The sequence below is a fragment of the Lachnospira pectinoschiza genome (assembly GCF_900103815.1).
GTDB lineage: Bacteria > Bacillota > Clostridia > Lachnospirales > Lachnospiraceae > Lachnospira > Lachnospira pectinoschiza_B.
The window spans coordinates 325891-352487 of sequence record NZ_FNHZ01000001.1; the positions used below are offsets into that span (position 1 = coordinate 325891).

Genomic DNA, 26597 nt, shown 5'->3' on the forward strand with positions numbered 1-26597 from the left:
AGATAGAAAAATGTGTAGAGAAGCTAAATTGATACCTATACAGGAAATGTATTGTCAAACAAGAAAACAGAATATAGATAATAACATAGTAGATAGAGAACTATATGAAATTTATTGTAAAAGATTTGAAAAAGACAGATTTGAAAACTCGTTAGATAGTTTATGCAATCTTCATCCAGCCTTATTATCTGCTTTTGATTTTGAAAAAAAGAGACAATATAAATCGGAGGAAAAATTAAAGCCTGAATATTATTTACTTAATGAATCTTATGAAGAATCTAAGAAAGTAATAGAGACTTATAAAGAAAAAATATTTTCTGAAAATTGTAGTATCAATCGTGTGTTAAAAAGATTAGTAGTGCTTCTAGATAATGATGGTGGAGCTACAATTCTAACTTTGACTGATGGCATAGGAATTGATGGTGAAAGTCAGGAAATTATGCTTAAGGATTTAGCGTATATATATGAGGGAATTAAAGTAAAGGATGAATTTTCTTTTTTTGAATTTGCCAATGAATATGTGGATAGACTAGAAGAAAATAAGACTAGAGTAGAAGACTTTTGGAAGAAGAAAAAATCTATAGAAGCTTTTGAACCAGCAAATAATCTTAATGCTACAGAAATTAAATTGATTAGCTTAAGAGAAAAGTTAGAAGGAGATATTTTAAATAAGCTAAAAATAGTTGCTGCGAAAAATCATCTATCCTTATATGCGTTAAATCTTGCAGCATATTTAAAAACAATTGAAAGATATACAAAACAAGAAGAATTTGCTATATCTCTGCCAAGATCAATTAGAGATTATGAACATGAAAATATAGAAAATACCATAGGTATGCTAACAGATTTCACACCATTTTTATATCGCCAAAAAAGAGATTCCATCCTAAATTTAGCTAATGCAATTCAGGATTTCTTATGGGAAATTATGGATTTAGAAGCTAATTCTGGTATGGATGCAATTAAAATTTTACAGTCTAAATTAGATAAGCAGTTTGGTCTTAAGTGGAGTTTTACAATGCTTAATAGACCAAAGTTAATATCAAGTAATTTTATAAGAAAAGACATTAGAGTAAGTACTGCTTCAACGGATGCAGAAATGCTGTTGGTTGAAAATGAAGATGAGTTAAATTTTCATTTTGTTATTAGACAAGATCAGATAAATTCTGAATTAGCGCATTACTTATTGGAAAATTATTTAAGACTAATTAAACTTATTGCCTTGGAAAAAATAGACATAACAAGTGATAATTTCATTTATCAGCTTAAGGAAGAGAAGTTAATTGAAGAGGTAAATAAGACAGATAAAATATTAGTTAAGAAGTCTTTAAAAGAGCTAATAAAGACAAGTATCAAAAAAAATAAAGATAAAACGGTAATTGTATATAAAGATCAAAAGACTAGTTATGAGGAATTGGATAAGAAAGTAAAAAAAGTTTCATTGTCTTTACAAGAGAAGTTTGCAAAATTCTCTAAAGTTGGGGAAAAACAAAGAATAGCAATCCTAATGAATAAGTCAGAAGAACAGATAGTTACTGCTCTTGCAGCTATTTATTTAAATCTAACTTATATGCCATTAGAAACTAGTTTACCTGTAGATGATATTAATTATTGTCTTAAGAATTCAGAAATAAATTTAGTTATTGCTGATAAAGATAACGAAGAAAAGGCTGCTAAATTAAACATTAATTATTTAAAATATGAGGATTTAAAAAGTGACTTATTAATGCAAGAAGATATAAAAAATGAACTAGACATTAATGGTTATGAGGATGGAATAGCTGTAATAATCAATACTTCTGGTACTACTGGTAGACCTAAAAGCGTTTTAATTGGAGAGGAAGGATTAGTAAATTCTTTGCTAGCCTCTTATGAGGCATTTGAACTTTCTAAATTAGATTACTTAAGGACAATTGCTATAACAAATTTTTGTCATGATATGTCTATGTTTGATTATTTAGGAATGCTTGTATTAGAGGGGAGCTTTGTTATTCCTGAACATGACAAGCAAAAGGATCCCAATTATTTAATGAGTTTAATTAAGAACAATAGGGTTAATATTTGGAATTCAGTACCTGCGATTTTCGAAATGCTTTTATATGCAAATGAGCCAAATAAATCTTGTTATATAGAGAGTTTGAGAAGAGTAATTTTGGGTGGAGACTGGGTAAGAGTTGCAACAGCAAAAGAAATTCGAAATCTAAATTCTAAACTTGATTTATATAGTGTTGGTGGTCCAACAGAAACGACTCTTTGGAACATTTTTCATAAAGTAAGAGATGAGGATTTAGAGAAAGACTACATTCCTTATGGTAAGCCAATATGGAATACAAAGTATCATCTTTATTTAGATGATTTTAGCGAGAGTCCTATAGGCGTTGTAGCTAGACTTTATGTTGAAGGCATCGGTGTAACAAAAGGCTATGCATCTGATATGGAGGAGACTAACAGACGATATTTGAATATAAATTCAAAGTGTATGTTTAAATCAGGAGATTTAGGTCTTCGATTAAAGGATGGCTCAATTCGTTTTGTGGGAAGAGAAGATAATCAAGTAAAGATTAATGGTAAACGAATTGAACTTGCTGGAATTGAGAGAAAATGCAACGAAATAGAAGGAGTCAAAATTAATTGCTGTGTAGTTAATAATAGCAGTAAAAAACTAGTTTTATTTTACGAGGGAGACATTAAGGAATCTAGTTTAAGAGATAAATTAGAGGCTAGCTTAGTTTCTTATATGATGCCAAGTAAAATCGTAAAGCTGGATAAGATACCTCTTTCTCATAATGGTAAGGCAGATAGAAAGCTACTTAGTAATTATGAATTTAAGCAGGAGCAACAAGTAATAAAAGATGAAAGCCTGGAATCTAATTTAGTCGCAATCCTACAAGAGGTTTTAGGAGCCGAGGGCATAAATATAGAAGATAACTATTACTATTTAGGCGGTGATTCTATTAATGCTATGCAGATAATATCAAAGCTTTTTCATAAATATAAGGTGGAACTTGATATATATGACATATTGGGAAATCCAGAGATTAAGGATTGGCTTCCAATAATTGAAGAAAAAATAAGACAAAAAACAAGTAATGAGGATTTACTTAATCTGTGTAAAAGATTTTTTAATAACGACAAGATAGAAAGAGAAATGAGTTTTACTCAAATGGGTGGAAATGAGACAAATCTTAGAGCTTTTAGTCAAAAGTTAGGTTTATCAGAATTTCAAATACTTGCTCTACCTTGGATTGATTGTTGGGAAAAAAAGCTAGGAAAGGAAGTTTAAAGGAAAATGATAATTCAATATGACAAGAATCGTACAGGTGAGGATAACAAAAGTTTCTTTGTCGATATGTTAAGTTATGTGTCTCCAAAGATAGTTGATGTAAAAGTTTATGGTGAGGACATTGAGCTAGAGGTAAATGTAGCTGATGAGGATATTGTAAAAGATAAAATAGAATCTCTTTATAAAATGATGGAATCTGGAAACATTTCAGGTAAAGAGGTAGCTATAACAACTCTTGAAGATCATAGTGATGAGAAAACTATTAATGAAGAAAATGTATATGACAAGCTATGTGAGAATGGAGACGTAGTTTTAATGTCACCAGGAGTTTATTCTTATAGCAATCTCTTTCTTAAGATTTTCAAGTACTTTGATAAAAAAATAGAAAGCTATGGAAAAGAAACCTTTGCCAATATAAATGAGTATAAATTTCCAGTTTTACATCCTGTAAAGAGATACCAAAAAGGCGGTTATTTTGAAACATTTCCACACTATATTATGTTTGGAACTTCAATGAAAAATGATATTGAAATCCTTGATAGATTTTCAAAGGTTGGTTTAAATGATGAGTCATTACTTGAAGAAATGAAGGCTCCTTCACAAGTACTAAGACATGCAGCTTGTGTACCAGTTTATGAAATGTTAGAAGGGAAGACAATTCCAAAAGATGATCCTTTAAAGTTTTTGGTTTCAGGTACTTGTTTTAGAAACGAGGGTAAAAATACTTTTGAATTATCTAGACTAAATGAGTTCTTTATGAAGGAATACGTTTTTGTGGGAAGTCCAGAACAGTGTAAAGAAATGATTGAATTGTCTAAAGGATTATGGGATTTTTGGCAGAAAACATTTTTAGCAAAGACAAAACTTGATACAGCCAATGATTCTTTCTTTGCTTCAAATTATAAGAAGTTACAATTCTTCCAAGTAATTGGAGATTCAAAGAGAGAATTTAAATGGAACATTCCAGCCCACGATACATATATTTCTTGTGGTTCAATTAATTTCCATAGAACACATTTTTCTAAGCCTTATCAGATTAAAAATGAGGATGAAGAATTGTGTTATACAGCTTGTTTTGCCTTTGGAATTGAAAGACTTACATATGCCTTCTTATCACAAAAGGGACTTGATATTAATAAATGGGATGAGAAGACAAGAAATGAAATTTCTAAATATGTAGATTTATAGGATAGAAAAATGAGTGATGTAGTAAAGAGAAGAGAAAGAAAAATCTGCAAGTTATGTGTAATGCCTGAAACACCAGGGATTATAGATCTTGATGAAAATGGAATATGTAACATTTGCAGAGAAAAAAGAGAAGAAAAACAAGAAAATCTTTTTGATGATTTTAGTGCTGATAAGAAGTTAGCTATTTTACAAAAAAAGGTTAATAAGTTTAAAAAGGGAAATAAATATGACTGTGTTTGTAGTGTATCTGGAGGAAAAGATAGCATTATGACGCTGTATATTGCAAAGAAAATTTTAGGATTAAACCCTTTAGCTGTAATGATAGATAGTGGATTTGCATTAAAGGAGATGCCGCAAAATCTATCTAATGCCACTGATTATTTAGGAGTGGATAGCATGATTTTTAAGATTTCAGATATTGCAGATCTTTTTAGAATATTTTTGAAGTCTAAAAAAAGAGTTTATTACTGCAGAATATGTCATGCACTTTTGGATTTAAAGATTCATGAGATTGCAAAATTATATGACATAGATTTAATTCTTGGTGGTTACACTAAGGGGCAGCAATATATAAAGAAATCAGAGCTTTTCTGGATTTATGAGGAATCAGATAAAAACACAATAGAGATATTAAAAAATATTCCTAAATATAAAGACATTTTAGAACTTTTTAGAAACCAAACTTTGTATTTTAGAAAGTATTTTCCAAACATTGCACAGATATCACCTTTTAAATATGTGCAATGGGATGAAGAGGAGATTATGAGAATTCTAACGTCAGAATTAAAGTTTAAAAGGTCGGCAAAAAGCTGGCCAACTAATTCGTCAAATTGTCTTTTTAATCATGTTTCCCAATACATGGTTGAGAAGGAATATGGTTTTGCTCAGCATGAAGTAGAACTTAGCGAACTAGTAAGAAATGGTGAAATGACTAGGGAAAGAGCGTTAACAATTTCTAATAGTCCAATATTTGAGTCGGCAATAAAAGAATCTTTGGACAAATTAGGATTGAATATAGAGCTTATGAAAGGAGGGAATGTCTGTGATAGAGGAAGTTTATAAACTTTTAAAGGAAAATGTAGAAGAATTAGAGGATGTTGATTTAAAAGAAGATACATCTTTAATAGCCTCAGGTTTTATGGATTCGTATGAGGTTATTAAGATGTTAGAAAAGATAGAAGATACATTTTCTATAACAATTAATCTAGATGAATTAAACCTAGAGGATTTCGAGAAACCAAAAAATATAGCTAAAATGATTATGACAAAAAGAGGTTAAAAAATGGATAATGTTGAATTAAGCGGAATTCAAACAGAAAAGAAAGCCTTGCCTAAGGAAGAGGCCAAGCAAAAAACTGGCCTTGCAAGACTTATGGAACTTGCCATGTATAAAAAGGCATGTATGCTAACAGCCATGCTTATGTCTTTTTTATCAACAATTGCATCCTTTATACCATATCTTGCAATTTACATGGTAATCAAGGAAATCGTCAGGGTTTATCCTAACATTTCAGAATTAGATAAGAGCGCAATGGGTCAATATGCAGTGCTTGCTGTGGCAGGCGTACTTATTAATCTTATTTTTTATACAATTTCTGTAGCTCTAGCTCACGTGGCTGCATACGGAACTTTGTATCAGTTAAAAATTGATTTTATTGAGCATATAACAAAACTACCTTTAGGCTTTTTCTACAAGTCAGGAACAGGTAAGTTAAGAGAAATTCTTGATAATAACATTGAAAGTATAGAAGGATTTATAGCTCATGATCTAACCAATATGGTATCAGCATTTACAGCACCTCTAATTATGCTTGTAATGATATTTGCAGTGGATTTTAGATTCGGTATTGCAGCCTTTCTTGGAATCATCATAGCCTTCATGGGTTATGGCATGACTCAAAAACAAGAGCTTACAAACAAGCTTATGAAGGATTATCAGGAAGCTCTACAGGATATGGGAAATGCAGCAACAGAGTATGTTAGAGGTATTACAGTTGTAAAAGCCTTCAAGCAAACTGCCCAGTCCTTCCACCGTTTAAACGATGCAATTAAGCGATATATGGCAGCAGTAATTCCATATTCACTTAGTCAGGAAAATATGACAGCAACCCTAACAACCCTTCTATCAGCAATGTATCTCGTCCTTATTCCAGTGGGGATTTTAATAGGCCAGCATACAGGTAATTACCGTAGCTATGCTAGTTCCTTTATCTTTTATTTAATATTTGTACCGGCCATTGGAAACATTTTAATGAAGCTAATCTATGCCATGGCAAATGCTGCAAATATCGCAGGTAATGTGGATTTAATAGATGAAGTTTTAATGGAGAGTGAGATTAAGGATAGCGGAAAGAATCTATCTCCTAAGGGTCATGAGATTGAGTTTAAAAATGTAACATTTTCCTATGATGATAAAAAGCAGGTTTTAAATAACATTAGCTTTAAGGCTATGGAAAACAAAGTTACAGCCATCGTTGGTTCTTCAGGTGGTGGAAAAAGTACAATAGCATCTTTAATTCCTAGATTTTATGATCCAAAGGATGGAGAAATCCTTATTGGTGGCGTAAATATTAAGGATATGAAGATGGAAAAGCTTATGGATGAAGTAAGCTTTGTATTCCAGGATAATTTCCTATTTGAGACTTCTATCTTAGAAAATATAAGAATGGGTCGCAAGGATGCAACAGTAGAGGAAGTTAAGGCAGCCGCTAAGGCAGCAAGATGTGATGAATTTATTGAAAAACTTCCTAATGGATATGACAGCATTTACGGTGCTAAGGGAACTAAGTTATCTGGTGGACAGATTCAAAGAATCGCCATTGCTAGAGCAATTGTAAAAAATGCACCAATTTTAGTTTTAGATGAAGCAACTTCATTTTCAGATGCAGAAAATGAATACTTAATCCAGCAGGCTTTAAATGAATTAATGAAAAACAAGACAGTCATTATGATTGCCCACAGACTATCTACTATTATGAATGCCCATAATATCTTGGTTGTAGAAGATGGCAAGATAATAGAAAGTGGAAAGTTTAATGAATTATTAGAAAAAAATGGACGTTTCTATAAGCTTTGGGAAAACTACAATGCAGCAAATGTATGGAAACTGAAAGGAAGGGCATAGATGAAGACTTTAAAAGATTTATTTCAGTTATCAGATAAAGCAAGTAAAAATCTAGAAAAGGGAATACTTGCAGTAACGCTAACAAACATTGTTAGTTTGTTATCTGTTGTGGTAGTAGTTAACATTTTTTCTGAAATTTTAAGACCTTTGGATAATGAAGAAATTTCTTGGAACAAGATGTGGTTAATGCTTTTAGTTGGAATCCTACTTGCTATTGTAAATTATTTTGCTGCAAGAAATGATTATAGAAAAACTTATGTTTCTTGTTATACAGCGGCTGAGGATTCAAGACTTCGTATTGCAGAAACTGTTAGAAAGTTTCCAATGAGCGTATTTAATTCAAAGAGCCTTGCAGAGTTTACAACTAACATTATGGGAGATTGCGCAAGCATTGAACACTCCCTAAGCCATATTGTGCCTCCATTAATTGCAGACACAATTTCGGCAACAATTGTCTGTATTTGCCTTATTTTCTTTGATTGGCGAATGGCAGTTTCAATCTTTTGTACACTACCAATTTCCTTCTTGATTATCTTGGCAAATAAAAAATTGCAGAAGAAATTATCTCAAAGACAGTTAACAGATAAGTTAAAGGCCTCAGAAAAAATTCAGGAATATCTTGAAGGTATCAAACTTATTAAGTCCTACAATCTTGCAGGTAATAAGTCAGTTGAGCTTGAAAAAGCCCTTAGAAGCCTAAAGGATTCTTCAATTAATCTTGAGATGAAAACAGGAGTAGTAATATCTGTTGCCCAGTTTGTTTTACAGGCAGGCATTGGAATTACTGTATTTGTAGGTACAAACCTCTTTACAGGAGGAAGTATTGCACTACTTCCAATGCTTTTATCTCTAGTTGTTGTTTGCAGAGTTTATGGTCCGATTCTTTCAATTTTAACTTTGCTTCCAATGCTAGAGCACACTTTGGTATCAACAAGACGAATTAAGGAATTACTTGCAATTAAGCCAATGACAGGGGAAGAAACACTTCCTGATGCTTATGATATTAGTCTTGAAAATGTAACATTTGCCTACGAAAAAACAAAGGTAATAAACAATCTCTCCCTTGAAATTCCAGAGGGAAAAGTTACAGCCCTTGTAGGACCTTCAGGAAGCGGAAAGAGTACTTTAACTAAGTTGATTGCCAGATTCTGGGATGTAGATGCAGGAAGGATTTGTATTGGTGGTAAGGATATAAAAAATATTGATCCTGAAAATTTAATGAGTTTATTCTCTATTGTTTTCCAAGATGTAACCTTATTTAACGATACAGTTTTAAATAACATTCGAATTGGAAATGTAAATGCAAGTGATGAGGAAGTTATGAGAGCCGCAAAGCTTGCCCAGTGTGACGAATTTATTCAAAAAATGCCTGAAGGATATAACACAGTACTTGGTGAAAACGGAAACACTCTTTCAGGTGGTGAAAGACAGAGAATTTCCATTGCAAGAGCAATTTTAAAGGATGCACCAATTATTTTACTTGATGAAGCAACAGCCGCTCTTGATCCGGAAAATGAAATACACATTCAGGCTGCTATTAGTAGTCTAGTAGAAGGAAAGACAGTAATTGTCATTGCTCATAAATTAAGCACAATCGTGGATGTGGATAATATCCTAGTGCTTGATAAGGGCGAGTTAGCTGAGTCTGGAACACATACACAGCTACTATTAAGAAATGGTCTTTATGCAAGACTTTATAACTTGCAAGAAGATAGTAAAAAATGGAAGATTGCTTAAAGGGAGGAAAAATATGAGTAAACAATCTAATGTAAAAAAATCAAAAAATTTAGTATCAGCAGGTATCTTTATCGCACTTTACTTCGTAGTATTTGCGGTAATCGGAACAATATGTATGCCAATTCCACCTCTTTACCTTGCTATGTTACCTATTATTGCGCTTTTTGCTGCACCAGTTTATGAGATGCTTTTAATTAAGGCTCCAGTTCGTGGTGCAATTACAATCGCAGCTATTTTACCTTGTCTATTCCTACTTCTTATGGGAAATATCTGGATTGTAGTAGTAACAGGAATCATTGCAGGTGTTGCAGCTGAAGCAATCGCTGCAAGTGGTAATTATAAAAATGCAACAAGAAATAAAATTAGCTATTTAGTATTTTCCCTTAATCTCCTTGGTGGCTTTTTACCAATTTGGATAATGAGAGATGAATATTTTTCAAGCACTCTTGAAAGAGGTATGAGCCAGGACTTCGTAGACAAGCTTGAAGCCATGACACCAATTTGGATTTTATTCGTCATTGTCATTGCAACAATTCTTCTTGCATTAGTTGGAAATTTAATTAGCACTAATATGTTTAGTAAACATTTTAAGAAGGCAGGAATTGCATAATGAATAAGGCTCTCAGACTAGATCCGAGAACGAAATTCATATTACTTCTAGGGGTGAACTTACTATTTTTAGTAAGTCACTCCTTATTAGTTGAAATCATCCTAGTTTCGTTCTCCCTTGGAGTAATTTTAATAGATAGAAAATATAAAAGCGCCTTGAAATATCTAATAATCTTTTTAGTTTTATTATATATTGATAGGGGCTTATCAGTGTATTTATCAGGTTTTTACTTTACTATAATCAATTTCATCGCTTACGCGCTTAGAAGATTTTTACCTTGTTTAATTGTAGGAAAATGGATTCTAGAAACTACAGAAGTATCTGACTTCGTAGCAACTATGTGGAAATTAAAACTTCCAACATCAGTAATTATCCCTCTTTCTGTGGTTTTTAGATATTTTCCTACAATTAAAGAGGAGTGGAATTCAATCCGCAGCGCTATGAAAATAAGGGGCTTTCGACTTTCTTTCGAGCATGTCATGGTGCCCCTACTTTTCTCTGCTGTTATGGTAAGTGAGGAGCTCTCCGCTGCAGCCCTTTGTCGAGGCCTTGATAACCCTGGCAAACATAGTTCATTAATAGAAATTAAGATGCATGGTATAGACTACCTAATTCTAGGCATTTTCCTAATCATAGTCTGTCTAACCTGCACTTTAAAGGGAGTAGGTGTTATTAGTTAATGAATAAGACTTTTGAAAATGTAAAAGCAAAATCAACTGCAGAAAGAAATTATGATGCAGAAAAAGATTATATTATAGAAGTTCGAAATTTAAATTTTGAATACAGTAGGAGTGATGATAGTTCTGATGAAGATAACACTTCTAGAGCTAAGGAGTTGAGTGCATCTAGTAAGACATCAAAGTCAAATCTAAAAAATATCAACCTATCTATAAAGGCTGGCGAGTGTATTATTTTGTGCGGAAAAAGTGGCTGTGGCAAAAGTTCTTTAATTAGACTTTTTAACGGCATGATTCCAAGCTTTTATGAAGGTGAAATCTCAGGAGATTTATTTTTTGAAAAAAAGCGACTAACAGAAATGTCTATGTATGAAATTGCAAAGGGCATAGGAACTGTATTTCAAAATCCTAGAACTCAGTTTTATACAGTAAATACTACAAGTGAAATTGCTTTTGGACTTGAAAATATGGGCTTTGATAGAGAGGAAATAAAGAGAAGAGTTGAAAGAACTGCTAAGGATTTAGATATTGAAAATCTAATGAATAGAAGCATCTTTGAACTTTCAGGTGGTGAAAAACAAATCATTGCCTTTGCTTCAATTTATGCTATGAACCCTGATGTTTACTTACTTGATGAACCATCAGCTAATCTTGATTTTTTTGCAATAAATAAGATAAAAAGAATTCTAAAGCTTTTAAAGAAGGCAGGCAAAACTATTATAATTGCTGAACACAGATTATTTTATCTAGCAGAGATTTTTGATAGAGCTATTTATATGAAGGATGGGGAAATAAATCGTGAGTATTCTAGGGAAGATTTGAAAAATATGTCAAAAGAGGAACATATAAAAACTGGTATTAGAATGCTTGATTTAGGAAAGGTAGAATTGGAAAATACAGAGAATCTTTTGAATAAAAAAGACATGTATCTTACATATCTTTCTGGTTACTATGGTAAAAGAAAGGCAATAGAGATTGATCATTTAAAAATTAGTTCTGGAAAAATTTATGGTATCATAGGCCATAACGGTGCGGGAAAGTCCACATTTTTATCAACTCTATCAGGCATTATTAAAAAAAGCGACGGCTATTCTCTAATAGAGTCAAATGTTATAACAAAGCGACAGCGTTTAAAGGAAAGTTATATCGTTATGCAGGAAGTCAACCACCAACTATTTATGGATTCTGTTAAAGAAGAGGTGGTAGCCTCTGCTTATAAAAGAGATAAATCCGAAGAGGATTTTAAAAATCTAATGGATCATCTTGATCTTACAGGCCTTGAAGATAGACATCCTATGACTTTATCTGGTGGTCAGAAACAGAGAGTAATAATAGCCTCTGCAAAATATAGTAATAAGAAGATTCTTTTATTTGATGAACCAACAAGTGGTCTAGATTATTATCATATGTGTAAAACAGCTAGCTTAATAAAAGAGTTATCCAAGGAGGATTGTTACATTTTAATAGTCACTCATGATTACGAGTTTATAGCAAATGTATGCGACTCAATAATTAGAATCGAGAAGGGTGCTCTAAAAGAAAATTATGAGCTTGATGGAAATGGTTTTGATAAACTAAAAGCCTTCTTTGGGGTAGCTTGAACGCAGTGCCACTGCGTTCATAGGTAAGTAGCGAAGCGGATTCCGAATGTCCGAATGTCCGCTTTACTTTAGCAGCATATTTCTCCTTTATTTACATAAGCTTTTTAAAGTGATAAAATTATAACAAAGATTAGAGACAATTAAAAAGGAGAATTATGAAGAGAAAGATATTTTTAACTCTAGCACTATGTCTAGTTGTGGCATTGGCTGGATGTGGCAAGAACACGGGTAAAACTAGCTCTAATAAAGAGGATATTAGTATTATAGATAACGAGGAAGGCGTGACATTTACTGACTCTCTTGGACGAGAGCTTACAGTAACTAAGGCCGAAAGGGTCGTAACACTTTTAGGAAGTTTTTGTGATGAGTGGATGGCAGCAGGTGGCAGCGTTGTTGGAACTGCTAGCGATACCTTTACAAGTTATGATTTTGATTTTGATGAAAATGTAGCTAATACAGGCAGTAATCTAAAACCTGACGTGGAAACTATTATAAATTTAGAGCCAGATTTGGTTATTGCTTCAAGTAAGTTAGATGGTCAGGTGGAAATAAAAGAAACCTTGGAGAATGCTGGCATTACAGTAGCTTATTTTAATGTGGATAATTTTGAAGATTATTCAAAGACCATGGAAATTTTTACAAAAATAACTGGAAGAAGTGATTTATATACTCAGAATGTGACTGAGGTTAAGGAAACAATTGATGAGGCAAAAAATCAGGTGGATGGCAGAAAACCAAAGGTTTTACTTATTCGTGCAGCAGCCTCTTCTGTTAAGGTAAAAACTAGTACAGGAACTGTGGCTGGCGAAATTTTAAAGGATCTAGATACAGTAAATATTGCAGATTCGAATTCAAGTCTCGAGGATTTAAGCATGGAAGCAATTATACTTGAAGATCCTGATTACATTTTTGTAACAGTACAAGGCTCGGATGTAGATGCAGCTCTTGAAAATGTAAATGAGCTTTTAATTAGCAATCCGGCCTGGAGTACACTTACAGCCGTTAAGAATAATAATTATTATGTTCTAGATAAAATGTTATATAATGCTAAGCCTAATGCTAGATGGGGTGAGGCTTACCAAGGCTTAGCAGATATTATTTATCCTAATGATTAAAGGGGAAAGGTAGAGTAAATGGCATATTTTCCATTTTTTGTAGATGTAACTAATTTACAGGGCTTAGTAATTGGCGGCGGTAATATCGCCTTGGAAAAGGTGGAAAGATTACTTGCCTTTGATGCAAAGCTTACAGTTATTGCAGATAAAATCTGTGAGGAAATTAAGGAATATGGAGATAGAATCCAATTAGTAGAAGAAAAGTATTATAGTGACATTTTAAAAAATGCAGATTATGTGGTTGCGGCCACAGACAATACTGAATTAAATGAGCTAATATATAAAGATGCTAAAAAACTAAATTTGCTTGTAAATGTAGTGGATGTGCCGGATTTGTGCGATTTTATCTTTCCTTCTGTTATGAAAAGAGGGAAACTAGTCGTGGGGGTCTCTACTAGTGGGGCTGGCCCTCAAGTTGCTATCAGACTTAGAAAGGAAATAGAAGAAACAATTCCTAGTGATATAGAGGAAACTCTAGATATTCTAGCTAAAGCAAGGATTGAGGCAAAGGAGACAATAAAAGATCCTGCAAAGAGACGTAAGTATTTAATCGACTTAGCAAATTCATTATTAGATAAAGACAAATAGGGTGTTAGCTAAATAAAATATTTAATGCATAGGGTTTTATTATGGTCAAAACTAAAATTTGTAAACGGACAATTATTATTTTTATTGTGATTTTGTTGCTACTTTTATCGATTTTAGGTTTGGTTTATGGAAGCGTAAACATTCCTTTAAAAGATGTATTTGGGGTATTATTTTTAAAAGATAAGTCCTCAAAGTTTGCAACAATCATATGGTCAGTGCGATTACCAAGAGTAATTGGGGCAATACTTGCAGGGGCTGGATTGGCAGTTTCTGGTGTTATATTGCAAAGCGTTATGAATAATGCTTTAGCAAGTCCTAATACAATAGGTGTAAATTCAGGTGCTGGCTTTTTTGTAATGCTGTCAATGTTACTTGCACCAGGCAATTTATTTTTAAAGCCAGTAATGGCCTTCCTTGGTGCTTTCATAACATCACTTGTAATATTATCCTTGGCTTATGTGGCTGAGAAATCAAGAATTACTATAATTCTTGCAGGTGTTACAATTTCTAGTTTTTTAACTGCAGGTATGAGTATGATTAAAATTCTAGATTCAGATATTAATGTAAATGCAACGGATTTCCTAATTGGTTCACTTTCAGGAGTAACAATGAATTCCATCTTTTTACCAGCAATAGGAATTATTTTAGCCATTATTATCACAATCCTTTTATCTAAGGGCTTAAATATACTTGCCTTAGGGGATGGAGTGGCTTGTTCTATTGGCTTACCGGTAAATGTATTTAGAATTCTTTTTGTATTAATTGCAAGTTTTCTTGCAGGACTTGTTGTTAGTTTTGCAGGTTTAATAAGCTTTGTGGGCTTAATTGTGCCTCACATAGCTAGAAACATTTTCGGAAATGATGCAAGAGTGCTTATACCAACATCTATGCTTATTGGCGCAGTATTGGTATTATTTGCTGATCTTTTAGGTAGAGTAATATTTTCACCATACGAAATGGCAGTAGGAATCTTGTTATCCTTAGCGGGTGGCCCATTCTTCTTGTATTTACTTATGAGAAAAGGAGGTAGAAGACTTAATGCTTAAATTTGAAAATCTTTATGTGGAAGTCTCTAGAACTCCGATTCTTGAGGATATTTCCGTCTCCTTTAAAGAGGGAAAAATCACAGCAATTATTGGTCCAAACGGATGTGGAAAAACCACACTTTTACAAACCCTTAATGGTATGAGTAAGGTTACTTCAGGACAGATTCTTTTAAATGACGAGGATTTTTTAAGCCTTGCTTTTAGGGAAAGGGCAAAGAGGCTTTCCTTTATGCCTCAGTTTAGAGACAGCAGCCTTAACATATCTGTTAAAAAGCTAGTGGAGCATGGCAGATTTTGTTATATGGGTTTTTCTAGGAAAATGAGTCGCGAAGACAGGAAGGCTATTATGGAAGCCCTAGATTATACTAATCTTTTAGACTATAAGGATTGCATGGTTTCAGAATTATCAGGAGGTCTTAGACAGCGAGTTTTTTTAAGTATGCAGTTAGCTCAAAACAGTCAATATATGGTAATGGATGAGCCTATGAATTTCCTGGATTTTTCAAGCAAAAGGGATATGTATTCCTTAATTAAGAAGCTAGTAGGCAAGGGAAAGACCATAGTTATTGTAATGCATGATATTAGTCAGGCCCTTAAAATAGCTGATGAACTTGTGATTATGCAGAATCGAAAAATAGTAGCGACTAATAGTCCGAAGGCTTGCATAGAATCAGGGGTAATTGAGAAAGTCTTTGATTGCAAAATAAAGACTGTGGAATTAGATGGCATGACAGATTATCTAATAATTTAATATGAATAGCCAAGGCTTGTGAGAGGTTAAGTTTGCGAGAGGTGAAGCTTGCAAGACATGGAGCTTAGTAGCTGCGAGTTAGATAAATGCTTGTCTAACTCGCTTTTTTATATTATTCTAGTTAGTGATTTGGCGAAGGGAGATAGGCATGAAATTATTAAAGAAGATAGTTATTACTTTAGTGGCAGTGATTGCGTTATTTTATTTACTTGTGTTGATCACAGCTTGGATATAAAGGAGAAGTTGGCAGATGACTTTTAATAGGAAAGAAAAAATTAAATATAATAAAAATAAGAAAGAAGATAAGAATACGAATATACCTTTTAGTAAGCAGTACTATGAAGACGTTAAGGAAGCTGAACATGGCCAAAGACTTGCATATATTCTAGCTTTACTTGGCGTACTTGCTTATGTTGCATTTTTCATATTCACTGTATTTTCAAAAAAATTTGATATAAATATTAGCTACAATCAAATATTTTTCGGCGTTTCAGCAATAACAATTATGATTGTGACTGTAGATGTGATTTTCTGCATTATTTATAGAGGTAAAATTTATTCAAAAGAGAGTACTAAAAGAAAATATAAAAAAGAAGGCGAAGTGAGAAAAAATCGCATAAATTGTGACATTTTCTTATTAGAACTAGCTTTGGCAATGATTATAGTTTTAGCTATGATAAATCTTTATAGTTTTTCCAATTTATTAAGATGGGCAATTGTCGTCCTTGCCATATCTGTTGCTTTTCTGGTTTTCTTGCATCTAGTAAAAATCCTAGATACAAAGAAGTTTGGGGTTAACTTTACAGCCTTTATAGTTGTGTTATTTGTATCAGTGATTCTAACCGTTTCTTTGGTTAATATAACAGCTACATATTCTTATGAAAATGTTACAGTTACCGGTTCTGACACATATATTCGAGGCGGTAGGCATCGTTCTAGAGTTTACGAAGTTGATTTTGAATATAGCGACGGAAGAACAGAGACAATTGATACAACAAAAAAGATTTATGATAAGGCTTGTTACTTAAGCTATGGCTTTTATCTTGAAGAGGTAACTGGAATTTTTGGTTTGAAGATGCATAGGCTATGTTATCAGAGCTTGTATTAGAATTGTAAAAAAGAGACACGATATATAGATTAGACTGACTAGGAGGTGGCAGAATGTTTAAAAGAAATAAAGCTAATGCAGCAGTTGATAATAAGAATAATGAAGCTGGTGAAACTGTTGAAACTAAGAATAATGAAACTATTAAAATTAATATAAAAAATAGGAATATAGGAATTCTAACAAGAATTATCTGCTTTGTACTAGGCTGTCTTGTAACTTTTATAGTTATGATTTCAGTTGGCTTTAAGATGGTGAAATCAGAGACGGTTTCAACAACTAGTGATGATGGTTTAAGCCTTCCAGGGGAAACAGAAGTAAGAGAGGTAACCGTGGAAGAGGTAAAGGTAAAGTTAGAGGAAATTGGAGAGCTTAGCACATACCAAGGAACTTATTCAATAACTTATGGAAAAAAAGAGACAAGAGAATTGTTGGAGAAATTCGCAATTCCATTTACCAGCAACAACATAACAATAGAGTGTGAAGGCGTTGTAAAGGTAGGTTACGATCTTGATTCTATAAATGTAGAGGTGGCAGAAGCTGACAAAAAGATTTTTATCTCCATCCCAGAAGCTAGAGTTAATGATAACTATGTGATTTGGGACACAATGAATTGTAGCGAAGAGAACAACATTCTAAACCCTATCGACTTTTCTCAGTATCAGGAGTTGATATCTGAAATTGAAGAAAAAGGACTTGAAGAAGTTGAAAACGATGGAATCTATACAAAAGCAGAGGACAATCTAAAGCTCTTAATTGAGAAGTTCTTAGGGGACTTTGAAGAGTATGAGATAGTGTTTATGTAGTGGGGCGGGGTTATTGGAAATTTATGATAGAGTGGTGCAAATTGCCGTTATAGATAGGGAGTTTTATCCCGGAGAGTGCGTTAAGCTTGCCAGAATTCAGGCTTTTGTGCCTGTGAGGGAGTTTACCTCTTGATTTAAGCACAAGAAATTTCTGGGACGCTGCTAGGAAATCTTTTAAAATTGGCTATAACAATACATTCCACTAATATAAGGCACAGGATATTTTGTGAGTTTAAGAAGAACTTACGGATCCTGTGCCTTTATTGATTTAATCTAGATAATAGAGCACAAGCTTTTTTAGGAGGCCTTTGATTCATAGTATTCTTGTGCCTTTTTGATAAGTTTGTGGGTCTTGTAGCCAAAATTGGGCTTGTAAAAAGTTGAGTGGCGATGTCGCATTTTCAAAAGTTAGTGCCTAAATAAATTGAAAAGTGATATATCGGGCACAAGAGAAAAATTAGAAATCAAAATTTTTTTTCAAGTCTTAAAGCTAGAGAAATTCTACGTTTATTAGTATAATTAATTTACTTTAAGCAAAGTTTTTCGTGACAAATGAAAAAAAGCATGTTACACTATCCAAGAAATTTTTACAAAAGAAGAAACCATGGTCAGGTAAATTTTTTACAAAAGAGAAAAAGATATTAGACAAAAGAAAACCAATACAAACAAAGGCAAAATTCATTGCCGATTAATCCCATCACTAAAGAAACTAAATAAGGAGATTCACTATGGATGAATTACTAATGATGCTAGAGGCTAGATTAGCAAACTTAAACTGCGCATTAAGGTTGGCAAAGAAAGATCAAGATTTTCCCGAGGGTTCACTCAGAGTTTCAACAAGTAACAAAAGAGTTAGATATTATTGGATGAATCAAAAGGCCTCCGATTTAGGTGAGTACATCAAGAAAGATAACCACCAATTTGCTAGAGAACTAGCCCAGAAAAGTTACAATAGAAAATTTATAAAAATGGCAGAATCTGAAATCCTTTATCTACAAAGTGTAATCACACATTTATCAAAAAACAATTCTGATATGTCCTATGACAAATTATCCCTTACTAGAAAAAATCTAGTAAATCCCTACATTTTACCAGACAATATTTATGCTAAAAACTGGCAGGAAGAAAGTTATAAAACAAGTAATTACTTGCCGGAATGCAAGGTTTATTCAACAAAAAGAGGAGAAATGGTACGTTCTAAATCCGAAGCAATAATTGCTGATATTCTTTATGAATTGAAAATTCCATACAAGTACGAAAAGGCTTTAGTCCTTAAAAATGGAACAATCAAATTTCCAGATTTCACTGTGTTAAATAAAAAGACAAGACAAGAAGTTTACATTGAGCATTTTGGCTTGTTAGACGATGAGCTGTATTTAAGCAGCAATCTTTTAAAGCTTGATGAGTACAGAAACAATGGAATTTATTTAGGTAAGAATTTGCTATTCACTTACGAAACAGAGGATAGCCCGCTAGATATAAAAGGGATAAGAAAGATGTTCAGGGAATTACTATAGTCTATAGGGATTAGTTGGAATGAAGAAGAAACAAAAGAGAAAAAGTTAATAAATAGTTGGGAAAAGCATCTTGTGTGCCTGTTATGATATGTATTTTAAATCTAGGGCACACGCTTTTTCCTATCTTTTAGGAAAATAATAAGGATTTGTGGCTAGAAGAAGAGATTAAGAACAGTATAGTCACAAGAAATCAAATAGTACTTTACGGGAATTAGTAATCCTGTGCCTTTTCTAAGGGCTAGCGGAAATTAAAGCACAAGCTTTAAAAGCTAGAATTGTGTAATTGGAGATTTTGTTGGCTATAACATAGGAATCTAAGTAATAAAGTCAAAAAGAAGCAAGTTGGAAGCAGCCGTGAGTTGCAGATTCCTCCGGATCCTGTGCCTTTATCGATAGATTTTAAAGCAAGCAGGCACAAACCCCAGAAATTTTACATAGATTTTACATAGACCACCCCTTTTTGTTTACAGAAGAGAATTAAAATCAAATCGTAGAAAGAAAAAGAGGTAGTTTATATGGATATTTTTGGAGTATTAACTATGATTGGTGGCCTCGCTCTTTTCCTTTACGGAATGAATACAATGGGCGATGGTCTTGTGATGCTTTCAGGAGGAAAGCTAGAAAAGATACTAGAGAAGTTAACTAAAAAGAGAATTATGGCACTTTTACTCGGTGCTTTTGTTACAGCAGTTATACAGTCATCATCAGCAACAACAGTAATGGTAGTAGGTTTTGTAAACTCAGGAATCATGAAGCTTACACAGGCCGTTGGAATCATTATGGGTGCTAATATCGGCACAACAATCACATCTTGGATTTTATCATTAACAGGAATTAGTGGTGGAAATGTATTTATTAACTTGCTTAAGCCAAGTTCTTTTTCACCAATACTTGCAGCCATTGGTATAATTTGTGTAATGACTAGCAAGAATGGTGAAAAGAAAAAGATTGTTGGAAATATTCTACTTGGATTTGCAGTATTAATGTTTGGTATGGAAACCATGAGTGGAGCAGTAGAGCCACTTAAGGATAACGAAGCATTTACAGGAATGTTAACTGCATTTTCAAATCCATTACTTGGAATGGTAGCAGGTGCAGTACTTACAGCAGTAATTCAGAGTTCATCAGCATCCGTAGGTATTTTACAGGCCCTTTGTATGAGTGGTGCAGTAACTTACGGAACAGCACTTCCAATTATTATGGGACAGAACATAGGAACTTGCGTAACTGCTTTGATTTCAGCTATCGGAGCAAGTAAGAATGCTAAGAGAGCTGCATTTATTCATCTATACTTTAACTTAATTGGAACAATTATTTTCATGATTTGCTTCTATTCAATTAATAGTGTGATGCATTTTACATTCCTTACAGATTCTGCAGGAGCAGCTGGAATTGCAGTAATTCACAGTTTATTTAACATAGGATGCGCAGTGGTATTATTCCCATTTGCAAATCAGCTTGTAAAGCTCGCTTCATTTACAGTTAGAAATCATAAGGATACTGAATTTGAGTCCGACAGACCAGCAGAGCTTGCAGCCCTTGATGAGCGTTTCCTTGATACACCTTCTTATGCAATTAGACTTTGTAAGAAGGCAGTTGTAAAAATGTCAGAACTCACTAACGAAGCTATTCTTTCAGCTCTCGACCTTCAGGCTAAATATTCAGAGGAAAAGGTTGAAGAAGTAATAAAGCTTGAGCAGTTAGTGGATGAATTTGAAGATAAGATTGGAACTTATTTAGTTAAGTTAGCAAGCAAGGATTTAGGTAAAGACGATAGCCATGAGTTATCAATTTTACTACATTCTATCAGTGATTTTGAAAGAATGTCAGATCATGCAATCAATATCGCCGAGTCCTTTAAAAAGAAGAATGATGAAAATATAGACTTCTCCTTCAAGGCTACTGAGGAATTAAAGTTCTTAGGCGTTGCAGTTAAGAATATTATGAAATTGACATTAACAACATTTAAATCTAGAGATACAAAGATTGCAGTAAATGTTGAGCCACTTGAAGAGGTCATTGACGATCTTGTAATGGAAATGAAGCAAAGACATATTGATAGATTAAAGCGCGGTGAGTGCTCAATGGAGGCAGGTATTTTACTAGAAGATATTTTGACAAATTATGAAAGAGTATCAGACCATTGCTCTAATGTAGCGGCAGCCCTAATTGAAATCGAATCTGATGAGCTTGATATGCACGAATATGTGGATGTTAAGGTAAAGGGTAGCGACCCATACTTTAGAAAAGAGTATATTAGACTAAAGCAAATCTACATGTTACCTGAATTAGACGAGGTTAGCTAAAATTCATTATAAGTAGATTGCGACAAAACTTAAGCTTACAAGTAATTAACCATAAAGAAAAGTGCTATGGAAAGTGATGGGCAAGGCCTTTATAATCACTATCTATAGCACTTTTTACATGTCTTATTTTTACAATTAAATACAATAAATCTTATTTAGATATTCTTCAAATAAAAAATAGCAAGCTGGGTTCTATCCCTTAAGTCTAATTTTTCTAAAATTGTGGAGAGATAATTTCTAACTGTTCCCTCTGATAAGAAAAGTTTGCCAGCAATTTCTTTGTTTGAATAACCATCAGCAACTAATTGAATAACAGCAAATTCCTTATCAGTAATATCTGCGGCGGCATAGTCAAAGCTAGGGAGAGTAGCAGTTGCTGAACTTGTGGCATTATTAGCCCCAAGGCTAGAGGAATCATTTTCAGAGTTAGTCCCAACCTGCATTAGCTTTGGCAACTTATTTATAATAGTTCCCCCAAAGACGCTTTGGCCATTTATGGCAGCAGTGAGAGCAGTGTCTAATGCCTTGTAGTCCTGCTTTAAAAGATAGCCGCGAACCCCAAGTTTTAAGGCCTCGATAATATATTCGTCATCTGAAAATGTAGTTAAAAATAGGATAGTTGCCTCAGGGTGCTTCCCTAGAATTTCCCTTGCAGCTTCTAATCCATTCATGCCCTCCATTCTAATATCCATTAAAAGTAAGTCAGGTCGTAGCTCTTCGTAAAGTTTAATAGCTTCTAATCCGCTATGTCCTTTTCCTACAATTTTAAATTCTTCCTTGCTTGAAATAATCATTTCAAGGGACATGGTAATAAGTTCGTCATCATCAATTAGTAAAATAGATTTTTGCATTTTTCTACCTCGTTATTAAAAATTCAACCTAGCAAAGATTGTAAAGCCATCATTGCAGTAAAAGTAAGCATCGCCGTTGCAGGCGTTAGCTCTCTGTCTTATATTTTCAAGTCCAATTCCTTCAAAAATTCCAGACTGAATCATCTTCTTAATATCAGAATCTAGTTCTCCGTTATCAGAAATTGTAAGAGTACAAAAGTTTCTGTTTTGGTGCAAAATAATTGAAACCTTGTCACCCTTGCTGTGCTTAATTATATTTGTAACTCCTTCTTTTAAGATTCCAATAAGGCTAAACTTAACTTCCTTTGGTAAATTATTTTCAAAATCTAATTCTGTAGAAACCTGAAAATCAGTGAGTTCCTTTATAATGTCGTCAAAATTTTTTGCAAGATCAATAGAGTCATCTCTAAGGTCATGGACAGAATTTCGCATTTTTTCCATGGATTCATCTAAAGTGTTTGATAGCATCTCTAGCTGGGGCATTATATTTTCATCAGAATTCATAGTCTTAATGGCGCCTAGCAGTAGAATGGCGCGACTAAGCATGTGGCCTACATTATCGTGGATTTCCCTAGCAATTCGGTTACGCTCGTTTAGGGTAGCAAGGTGAATTTGCTGGTCCTGTTCAAGCACTAAATGCTTATTTTTATTTTTAAGTAAACTCTCGATTTCCACACTATCATCACGAGTTTTGTAGAGCTTTTGTTTATAAGTTATGACTTCTTCGTAAAGAATTGTGGAAACATAGGTAAAAATTAAAGACAATAAGAGGAAGGCCAAGTATATAGGAAAATTTGTCGGCTTCCTTATAATTAGAAAAATTAGGCAAACTACGAAAGGCACAAAGATAAGTGCATCTGCTAGTTTCCTTTTTGGAATTAAGATAGTGATTTCTAAGAATAAAAATGTGCAAATTGACACTACGACTGAACTTGTCGTAATGTCATTTGCATTTATTAATATGATCAGCATGATTGCTGCAACTAGTCTAATAAAAACATCAGTAAGCATATTGCTCCTTCTTTTTGTTAATAATAATTCCTGCTACAAAGAATATTATTGCATAAACTAATTGAATAAGCAAACACTCTATAAAATGTGAACTAATAACATTTGAAGCACTATGATGCTCGATATATTTGCAACAATCAACAAACCAATAAACAGGTAGAAGCTGTGAAAACTTAACCACTGATTCTGACATGAATTCTGAAGGAACAAACACTCCACAAAGGAAACTCATTGAGAGAACAATCATGTTGGAAATCATATTTATAAGGTTTGTATTTGAAGTGATAGAGCATATAAAGTAAGCAATTCCAAGGCCAAGTAGCATTAAGAAAAATTCATTAATTCCATAGAAGAAAAGCATATGAAAATCTGGCTGATTTCTTCCAAGAATAGCAGAATAGATAAAGAAAAATACAGTAATAACAAAGCCTATAACTAAAACTGCAAGAATTAATTCCTTGTTACGCCTAGCAAAAGATGTACCACTAATGCTAATTCTATCCCTTGAGTCTTTATTTTTCAAAAATCCTAGAACAGAAGCGATGCAAACCGTAAGAATCATAAGGCAGGAATAGGCGCTAAATATGAAGGAGCTTGAAATAGATGCATTGTTAATAGTTGATTTATAGTCATTGTTTGAGTAAATCTTAGTTTCTACAATGTCTGTTTTTTTAACTTGCTCTAGGGAGATGCTAATGGCCTCCTCCTCACTATATCCACAATCTAGGTAAGTTTTGATGTCTGATAAAAATGTATTTATTTTCTGACTTATTAAATAACCACTAGCTGAATTTGTGGAAGCAAGGTATTGGATTGAATCTTTGTAATCTCCAGAGAGAAGTTTATTTTTAAAGCCTTCTGGAATAACAATTGCGTAGTCGTAAATTTCAAAACGAACGTTATCATTGATTGCTTGGTAATCTAGTTCATTATTGCTTAAATTTAATTTTGTAATATTTTGACTAGAATCTAGATAGCTAATTAAAGCTTCACTGATGTCGCTTTTATCCAAATCTACCACTGCCACATTAAGGCTTGTATCCTTGTAAATGTCAGCATTATAGTTAGTTGAAAAATTGGCTCTTACAACTGTGAATATAGCAAATATTAAAAAGTATATAATTATTGTTGATAGAAAGCTCCTTAATGATAGAAGCGTAGCCTTAAAGACTGTCATAATTTCTCCTCCTTAAAATTAGAACACTAATAATTAGGCAAATGGCAATCATAAGCACCATTATTCCTAAATCCTGATAGTAGGCAGAAGTTTTGCCATAACAAGCTAGCTGATATAGGCTATCTGTGAAAACTGTGGCAGGATTGATTTTATTTAAAATTGGGCAGAAATTTTTTATAATCTGCTGGATGCCACCCATCATAAGTCCTGAAAAGAAGGAGCAAGTCATGGTAAAGGCAAGTGGTACCATGGAGAGGGCCATTTCATTTTTAAAGATAGAGCCAATCAAGGTACCAATTGAGATTCCAAGGGCACTAGCAAGGCTAGTAATGGCAATGACCATGTAAATTGGTGCGCCCCAGTGAAGGCCTAGGCAATACTCTACATAGCAGATAACAACTGTGTTTGATATGGACTGAAGTAGAGTACCTGCAAGGATTCCTGCAAAAATCGCCTTTAGCTTATGACCTGGTGCCATCTCAAATCTTTTGCCACATTCAGAAAGGTTGGCACATAGGCTAGTCATCATGGCTGTACTTACCCAAGATGAGAAAAGTGAGGACATGGCAAGTAGGGCATAGAAAAATTGCATATACTGTGATACCCCGGATTTAAAGTCGTATTTTTTCAAAAAGCTCATATTGGAATTTATACTAGCAATAAGAGCGTCAATTGCTTCTGGCTTCTCTGATAAAATTTTTTCAAAACTTGCTTGATAGTTTTGATAACTTTTTACTATCTGAGAAAGACTAGTGGAGATAAGACCATTTTCAGTAACAATGACTTCAATGCTGTCATCATGCTCATAATAAATTCCTTCAATGTCTTTTTTATTCAAAGCATCACTAGCAGCTTCTAAGCTATCAAAGCTAGTGACCTCAAGGATTTTACCGTGATCTTTTGTCTCTTTTGAAAGCTCCTTTATAACGGATAAAAAGTTACTATTTATACCATCACCAGCCACATAGGCAACCTCAATAGTGTCTAAACGGTTGGGGTCATCCTTAATCATGTTGCCAAAGCCAAGATAAAAGGCGCTTGCAAGGACTAATGGAAAGAGAAAGTTCCAGCCCACAATCCATGGCATTCTAATTAATTGCTTTATCTTATAGGAAAATATTCTTAAAAACATTAATCACGCAACTCCTTTCCAGTAATTTCTAGGAAGACATCATTAAGTGTAGGTAGCTTAGTTTGTACATGACCGAATGGTAGATTTTTTTCATTAAAATATTCAAGTACATGTACAAGATTATGTTCGCCCCCATCTAGGCTAATAACAAGCTCGCCCTCGCTATACTTAGCGTCATAGACATGGTTGATGCCCTTAATATCCTTAATTATATCCTCATTTATGGCAGGCATTCCTATGCAAATGCTTTCGCGAATCTTTAAGGAATTCTTTAAATCATTTGCTGTGCCCTCGGCTACCTTCTTGCCGTGATCCATAATGATGATGCGGCTACAGATTTCCTCAACCTCCTCCATGTAATGAGAAGTATAAATAATAGAAGCTCCGGCTCTATTCATTTCTTTAATACCCTCAAGGATTGCATTTCTACTTTGAGGATCAACAGCAACAGTAGGCTCATCAAAGATAATTAAGCTTGGCTTATGGGCGATGCCACAAGCGATGTTAAGTCTACGAACTAAACCACCAGATAATTTTTTAGGCTTATATTTTTTGTAGTCGCTAAGTCCTGTAAATTCAAGAGCTTCCTCAACATAACGGCGGCGTTTATTTTTATCTTTAATGTAGAGCCCACAGAAGAAATCTACATTTTCATATACATTCAAAGTATTCATAACTGCAACATTTTGAGGAACTACGCCAATCTTTGACTTAATGTCGTAGGCCTTTGGGCTCATTTCTTTATCGAAAATCATAATCTCTCCCTTGTTAAAACTTAGAAGAGATAAAATGCAGTTAATAGTTGTAGTTTTTCCAGAACCGTTAGGTCCTAAAAGTCCTAGAATTTCTCCCTTTTTTAGCTCAAGTGAGAAGTTGTCCACTGCGATTTTTTCCTTGTATCGCTTAACTAAATTGTTAACTTTAACGATTGAATCACTCATAAATTTATCTCCTTAATAAACTCCCTTATTA

General features: G+C 33.6%; 22 protein-coding genes. 17 read left to right on the forward strand and 5 right to left on the reverse strand.

What is annotated here, in order from left to right; genetic code table 11:
- The first annotated feature begins 10 nt into the window (after positions 1 to 10).
- The 17 genes from BLQ66_RS01385 to BLQ66_RS01470 all read left to right on the forward strand — a co-directional run bounded on the left by BLQ66_RS01385 (position 11) and on the right by BLQ66_RS01470 (position 21454).
- Positions 11 to 3283 (forward strand): non-ribosomal peptide synthetase, encoded by a 3273-nt coding sequence (locus tag BLQ66_RS01385; protein WP_074520576.1) that lies wholly within the window; start codon positions 11 to 13, stop codon positions 3281 to 3283.
- A 6-nt stretch (positions 3284 to 3289) separates the two neighbouring features.
- Positions 3290 to 4471: an aminoacyl--tRNA ligase-related protein gene (locus tag BLQ66_RS01390; RefSeq protein WP_074520577.1), complete on the forward strand. Its 1182-nt coding sequence runs from the start codon at positions 3290 to 3292 to the stop codon at positions 4469 to 4471.
- Positions 4472 to 4480: 9 nt separating this feature from the next.
- Positions 4481 to 5533, forward strand: coding sequence for an adenine nucleotide alpha hydrolase family protein (locus BLQ66_RS01395; protein ID WP_074520578.1), 1053 nt, complete (start codon positions 4481 to 4483; stop codon positions 5531 to 5533).
- On the forward strand, positions 5514 to 5750 hold the full coding sequence (locus tag BLQ66_RS01400; RefSeq protein WP_074520579.1) for a phosphopantetheine-binding protein: 237 nt from the start codon (positions 5514 to 5516) through the stop codon (positions 5748 to 5750). Before BLQ66_RS01395 ends, BLQ66_RS01400 begins: the two co-directional genes overlap by 20 nt.
- A 3-nt stretch (positions 5751 to 5753) precedes the next feature.
- Positions 5754 to 7595 carry an ABC transporter ATP-binding protein gene (locus tag BLQ66_RS01405; RefSeq protein WP_074520580.1) on the forward strand — a complete coding sequence of 614 codons (1842 nt, stop codon included), beginning with the start codon at positions 5754 to 5756 and terminating at the stop codon, positions 7593 to 7595.
- Entirely contained in the window at positions 7596 to 9332 is a 1737-nt protein-coding gene (locus tag BLQ66_RS01410; protein ID WP_074520581.1) for an ABC transporter ATP-binding protein, read from the forward strand.
- A gap of 13 nt (positions 9333 to 9345) precedes the next feature.
- Entirely contained in the window at positions 9346 to 9942 is a 597-nt protein-coding gene (locus BLQ66_RS01415; RefSeq protein WP_074520582.1) for an MptD family putative ECF transporter S component, read from the forward strand.
- Positions 9942 to 10622, forward strand: coding sequence for an energy-coupling factor transporter transmembrane component T (locus BLQ66_RS01420; RefSeq protein ID WP_074520583.1), 681 nt, complete (start codon positions 9942 to 9944; stop codon positions 10620 to 10622). The genes BLQ66_RS01415 and BLQ66_RS01420 overlap by 1 nt, the downstream gene beginning before the upstream one ends.
- Complete coding sequence (locus BLQ66_RS01425; RefSeq protein WP_143452964.1) at positions 10622 to 12220, forward strand: ABC transporter ATP-binding protein; 1599 nt, start codon at positions 10622 to 10624, stop codon at positions 12218 to 12220. The genes BLQ66_RS01420 and BLQ66_RS01425 overlap by 1 nt, the downstream gene beginning before the upstream one ends.
- A 155-nt stretch (positions 12221 to 12375) precedes the next feature.
- The gene (locus tag BLQ66_RS01430) at positions 12376 to 13335 is read left to right on the forward strand and encodes an ABC transporter substrate-binding protein (protein ID WP_074520584.1); all 960 of its coding nucleotides are present in this window, start codon (positions 12376 to 12378) and stop codon (positions 13333 to 13335) included.
- 18 nt (positions 13336 to 13353) lie between these two features.
- A complete protein-coding gene (locus BLQ66_RS01435) occupies positions 13354 to 13923 on the forward strand; it encodes a precorrin-2 dehydrogenase/sirohydrochlorin ferrochelatase family protein (protein ID WP_074520585.1) in 570 nt (189 codons plus the stop codon).
- A gap of 86 nt (positions 13924 to 14009) precedes the next feature.
- Complete coding sequence (locus BLQ66_RS01440; RefSeq protein ID WP_242869305.1) at positions 14010 to 14969, forward strand: FecCD family ABC transporter permease; 960 nt, start codon at positions 14010 to 14012, stop codon at positions 14967 to 14969.
- Complete coding sequence (locus BLQ66_RS01445) at positions 14962 to 15720, forward strand: ABC transporter ATP-binding protein (protein ID WP_074520587.1); 759 nt, start codon at positions 14962 to 14964, stop codon at positions 15718 to 15720. The genes BLQ66_RS01440 and BLQ66_RS01445 overlap by 8 nt, the downstream gene beginning before the upstream one ends.
- A gap of 250 nt (positions 15721 to 15970) precedes the next feature.
- Positions 15971 to 16828, forward strand: a complete 858-nt coding sequence (locus BLQ66_RS01455; protein WP_074520589.1) for a hypothetical protein — start codon at positions 15971 to 15973, stop codon at positions 16826 to 16828.
- A 53-nt stretch (positions 16829 to 16881) separates the two neighbouring features.
- Positions 16882 to 17631, forward strand: a complete 750-nt coding sequence (locus BLQ66_RS01460; RefSeq protein ID WP_074520590.1) for a DUF4230 domain-containing protein — start codon at positions 16882 to 16884, stop codon at positions 17629 to 17631.
- A gap of 728 nt (positions 17632 to 18359) precedes the next feature.
- On the forward strand, positions 18360 to 19148 hold the full coding sequence (locus tag BLQ66_RS01465; protein ID WP_074520591.1) for a PDDEXK family nuclease: 789 nt from the start codon (positions 18360 to 18362) through the stop codon (positions 19146 to 19148).
- 515 nt (positions 19149 to 19663) lie between these two features.
- Positions 19664 to 21454, forward strand: coding sequence for a Na/Pi cotransporter family protein (locus BLQ66_RS01470; RefSeq protein ID WP_074520592.1), 1791 nt, complete (start codon positions 19664 to 19666; stop codon positions 21452 to 21454).
- 155 nt (positions 21455 to 21609) lie between these two features.
- Here BLQ66_RS01470 and BLQ66_RS01475 read toward each other — a convergent pair whose 3' ends face one another.
- From BLQ66_RS01475 to BLQ66_RS01495, 5 genes are read right to left on the reverse strand one after another with little or no spacing between them, the layout of a single operon-like run.
- Positions 21610 to 22305 (reverse strand): response regulator, encoded by a 696-nt coding sequence (locus BLQ66_RS01475; RefSeq protein ID WP_074520593.1) that lies wholly within the window; start codon positions 22303 to 22305, stop codon positions 21610 to 21612.
- A gap of 15 nt (positions 22306 to 22320) precedes the next feature.
- Positions 22321 to 23316, reverse strand: a complete 996-nt coding sequence (locus BLQ66_RS01480; RefSeq protein ID WP_083330220.1) for a sensor histidine kinase — start codon at positions 23314 to 23316, stop codon at positions 22321 to 22323.
- The gene (locus tag BLQ66_RS01485; RefSeq protein ID WP_074520594.1) at positions 23306 to 24493 is read right to left on the reverse strand and encodes an ABC transporter permease; all 1188 of its coding nucleotides are present in this window, start codon (positions 24491 to 24493) and stop codon (positions 23306 to 23308) included. The genes BLQ66_RS01480 and BLQ66_RS01485 overlap by 11 nt, the downstream gene beginning before the upstream one ends.
- On the reverse strand, positions 24480 to 25625 hold the full coding sequence (locus BLQ66_RS01490) for an ABC transporter permease (RefSeq protein ID WP_074520595.1): 1146 nt from the start codon (positions 25623 to 25625) through the stop codon (positions 24480 to 24482). The genes BLQ66_RS01485 and BLQ66_RS01490 overlap by 14 nt, the downstream gene beginning before the upstream one ends.
- Complete coding sequence (locus BLQ66_RS01495) at positions 25625 to 26566, reverse strand: ABC transporter ATP-binding protein (RefSeq protein ID WP_074520596.1); 942 nt, start codon at positions 26564 to 26566, stop codon at positions 25625 to 25627. The genes BLQ66_RS01490 and BLQ66_RS01495 overlap by 1 nt, the downstream gene beginning before the upstream one ends.
- Positions 26567 to 26597 lie beyond the last annotated feature (31 nt).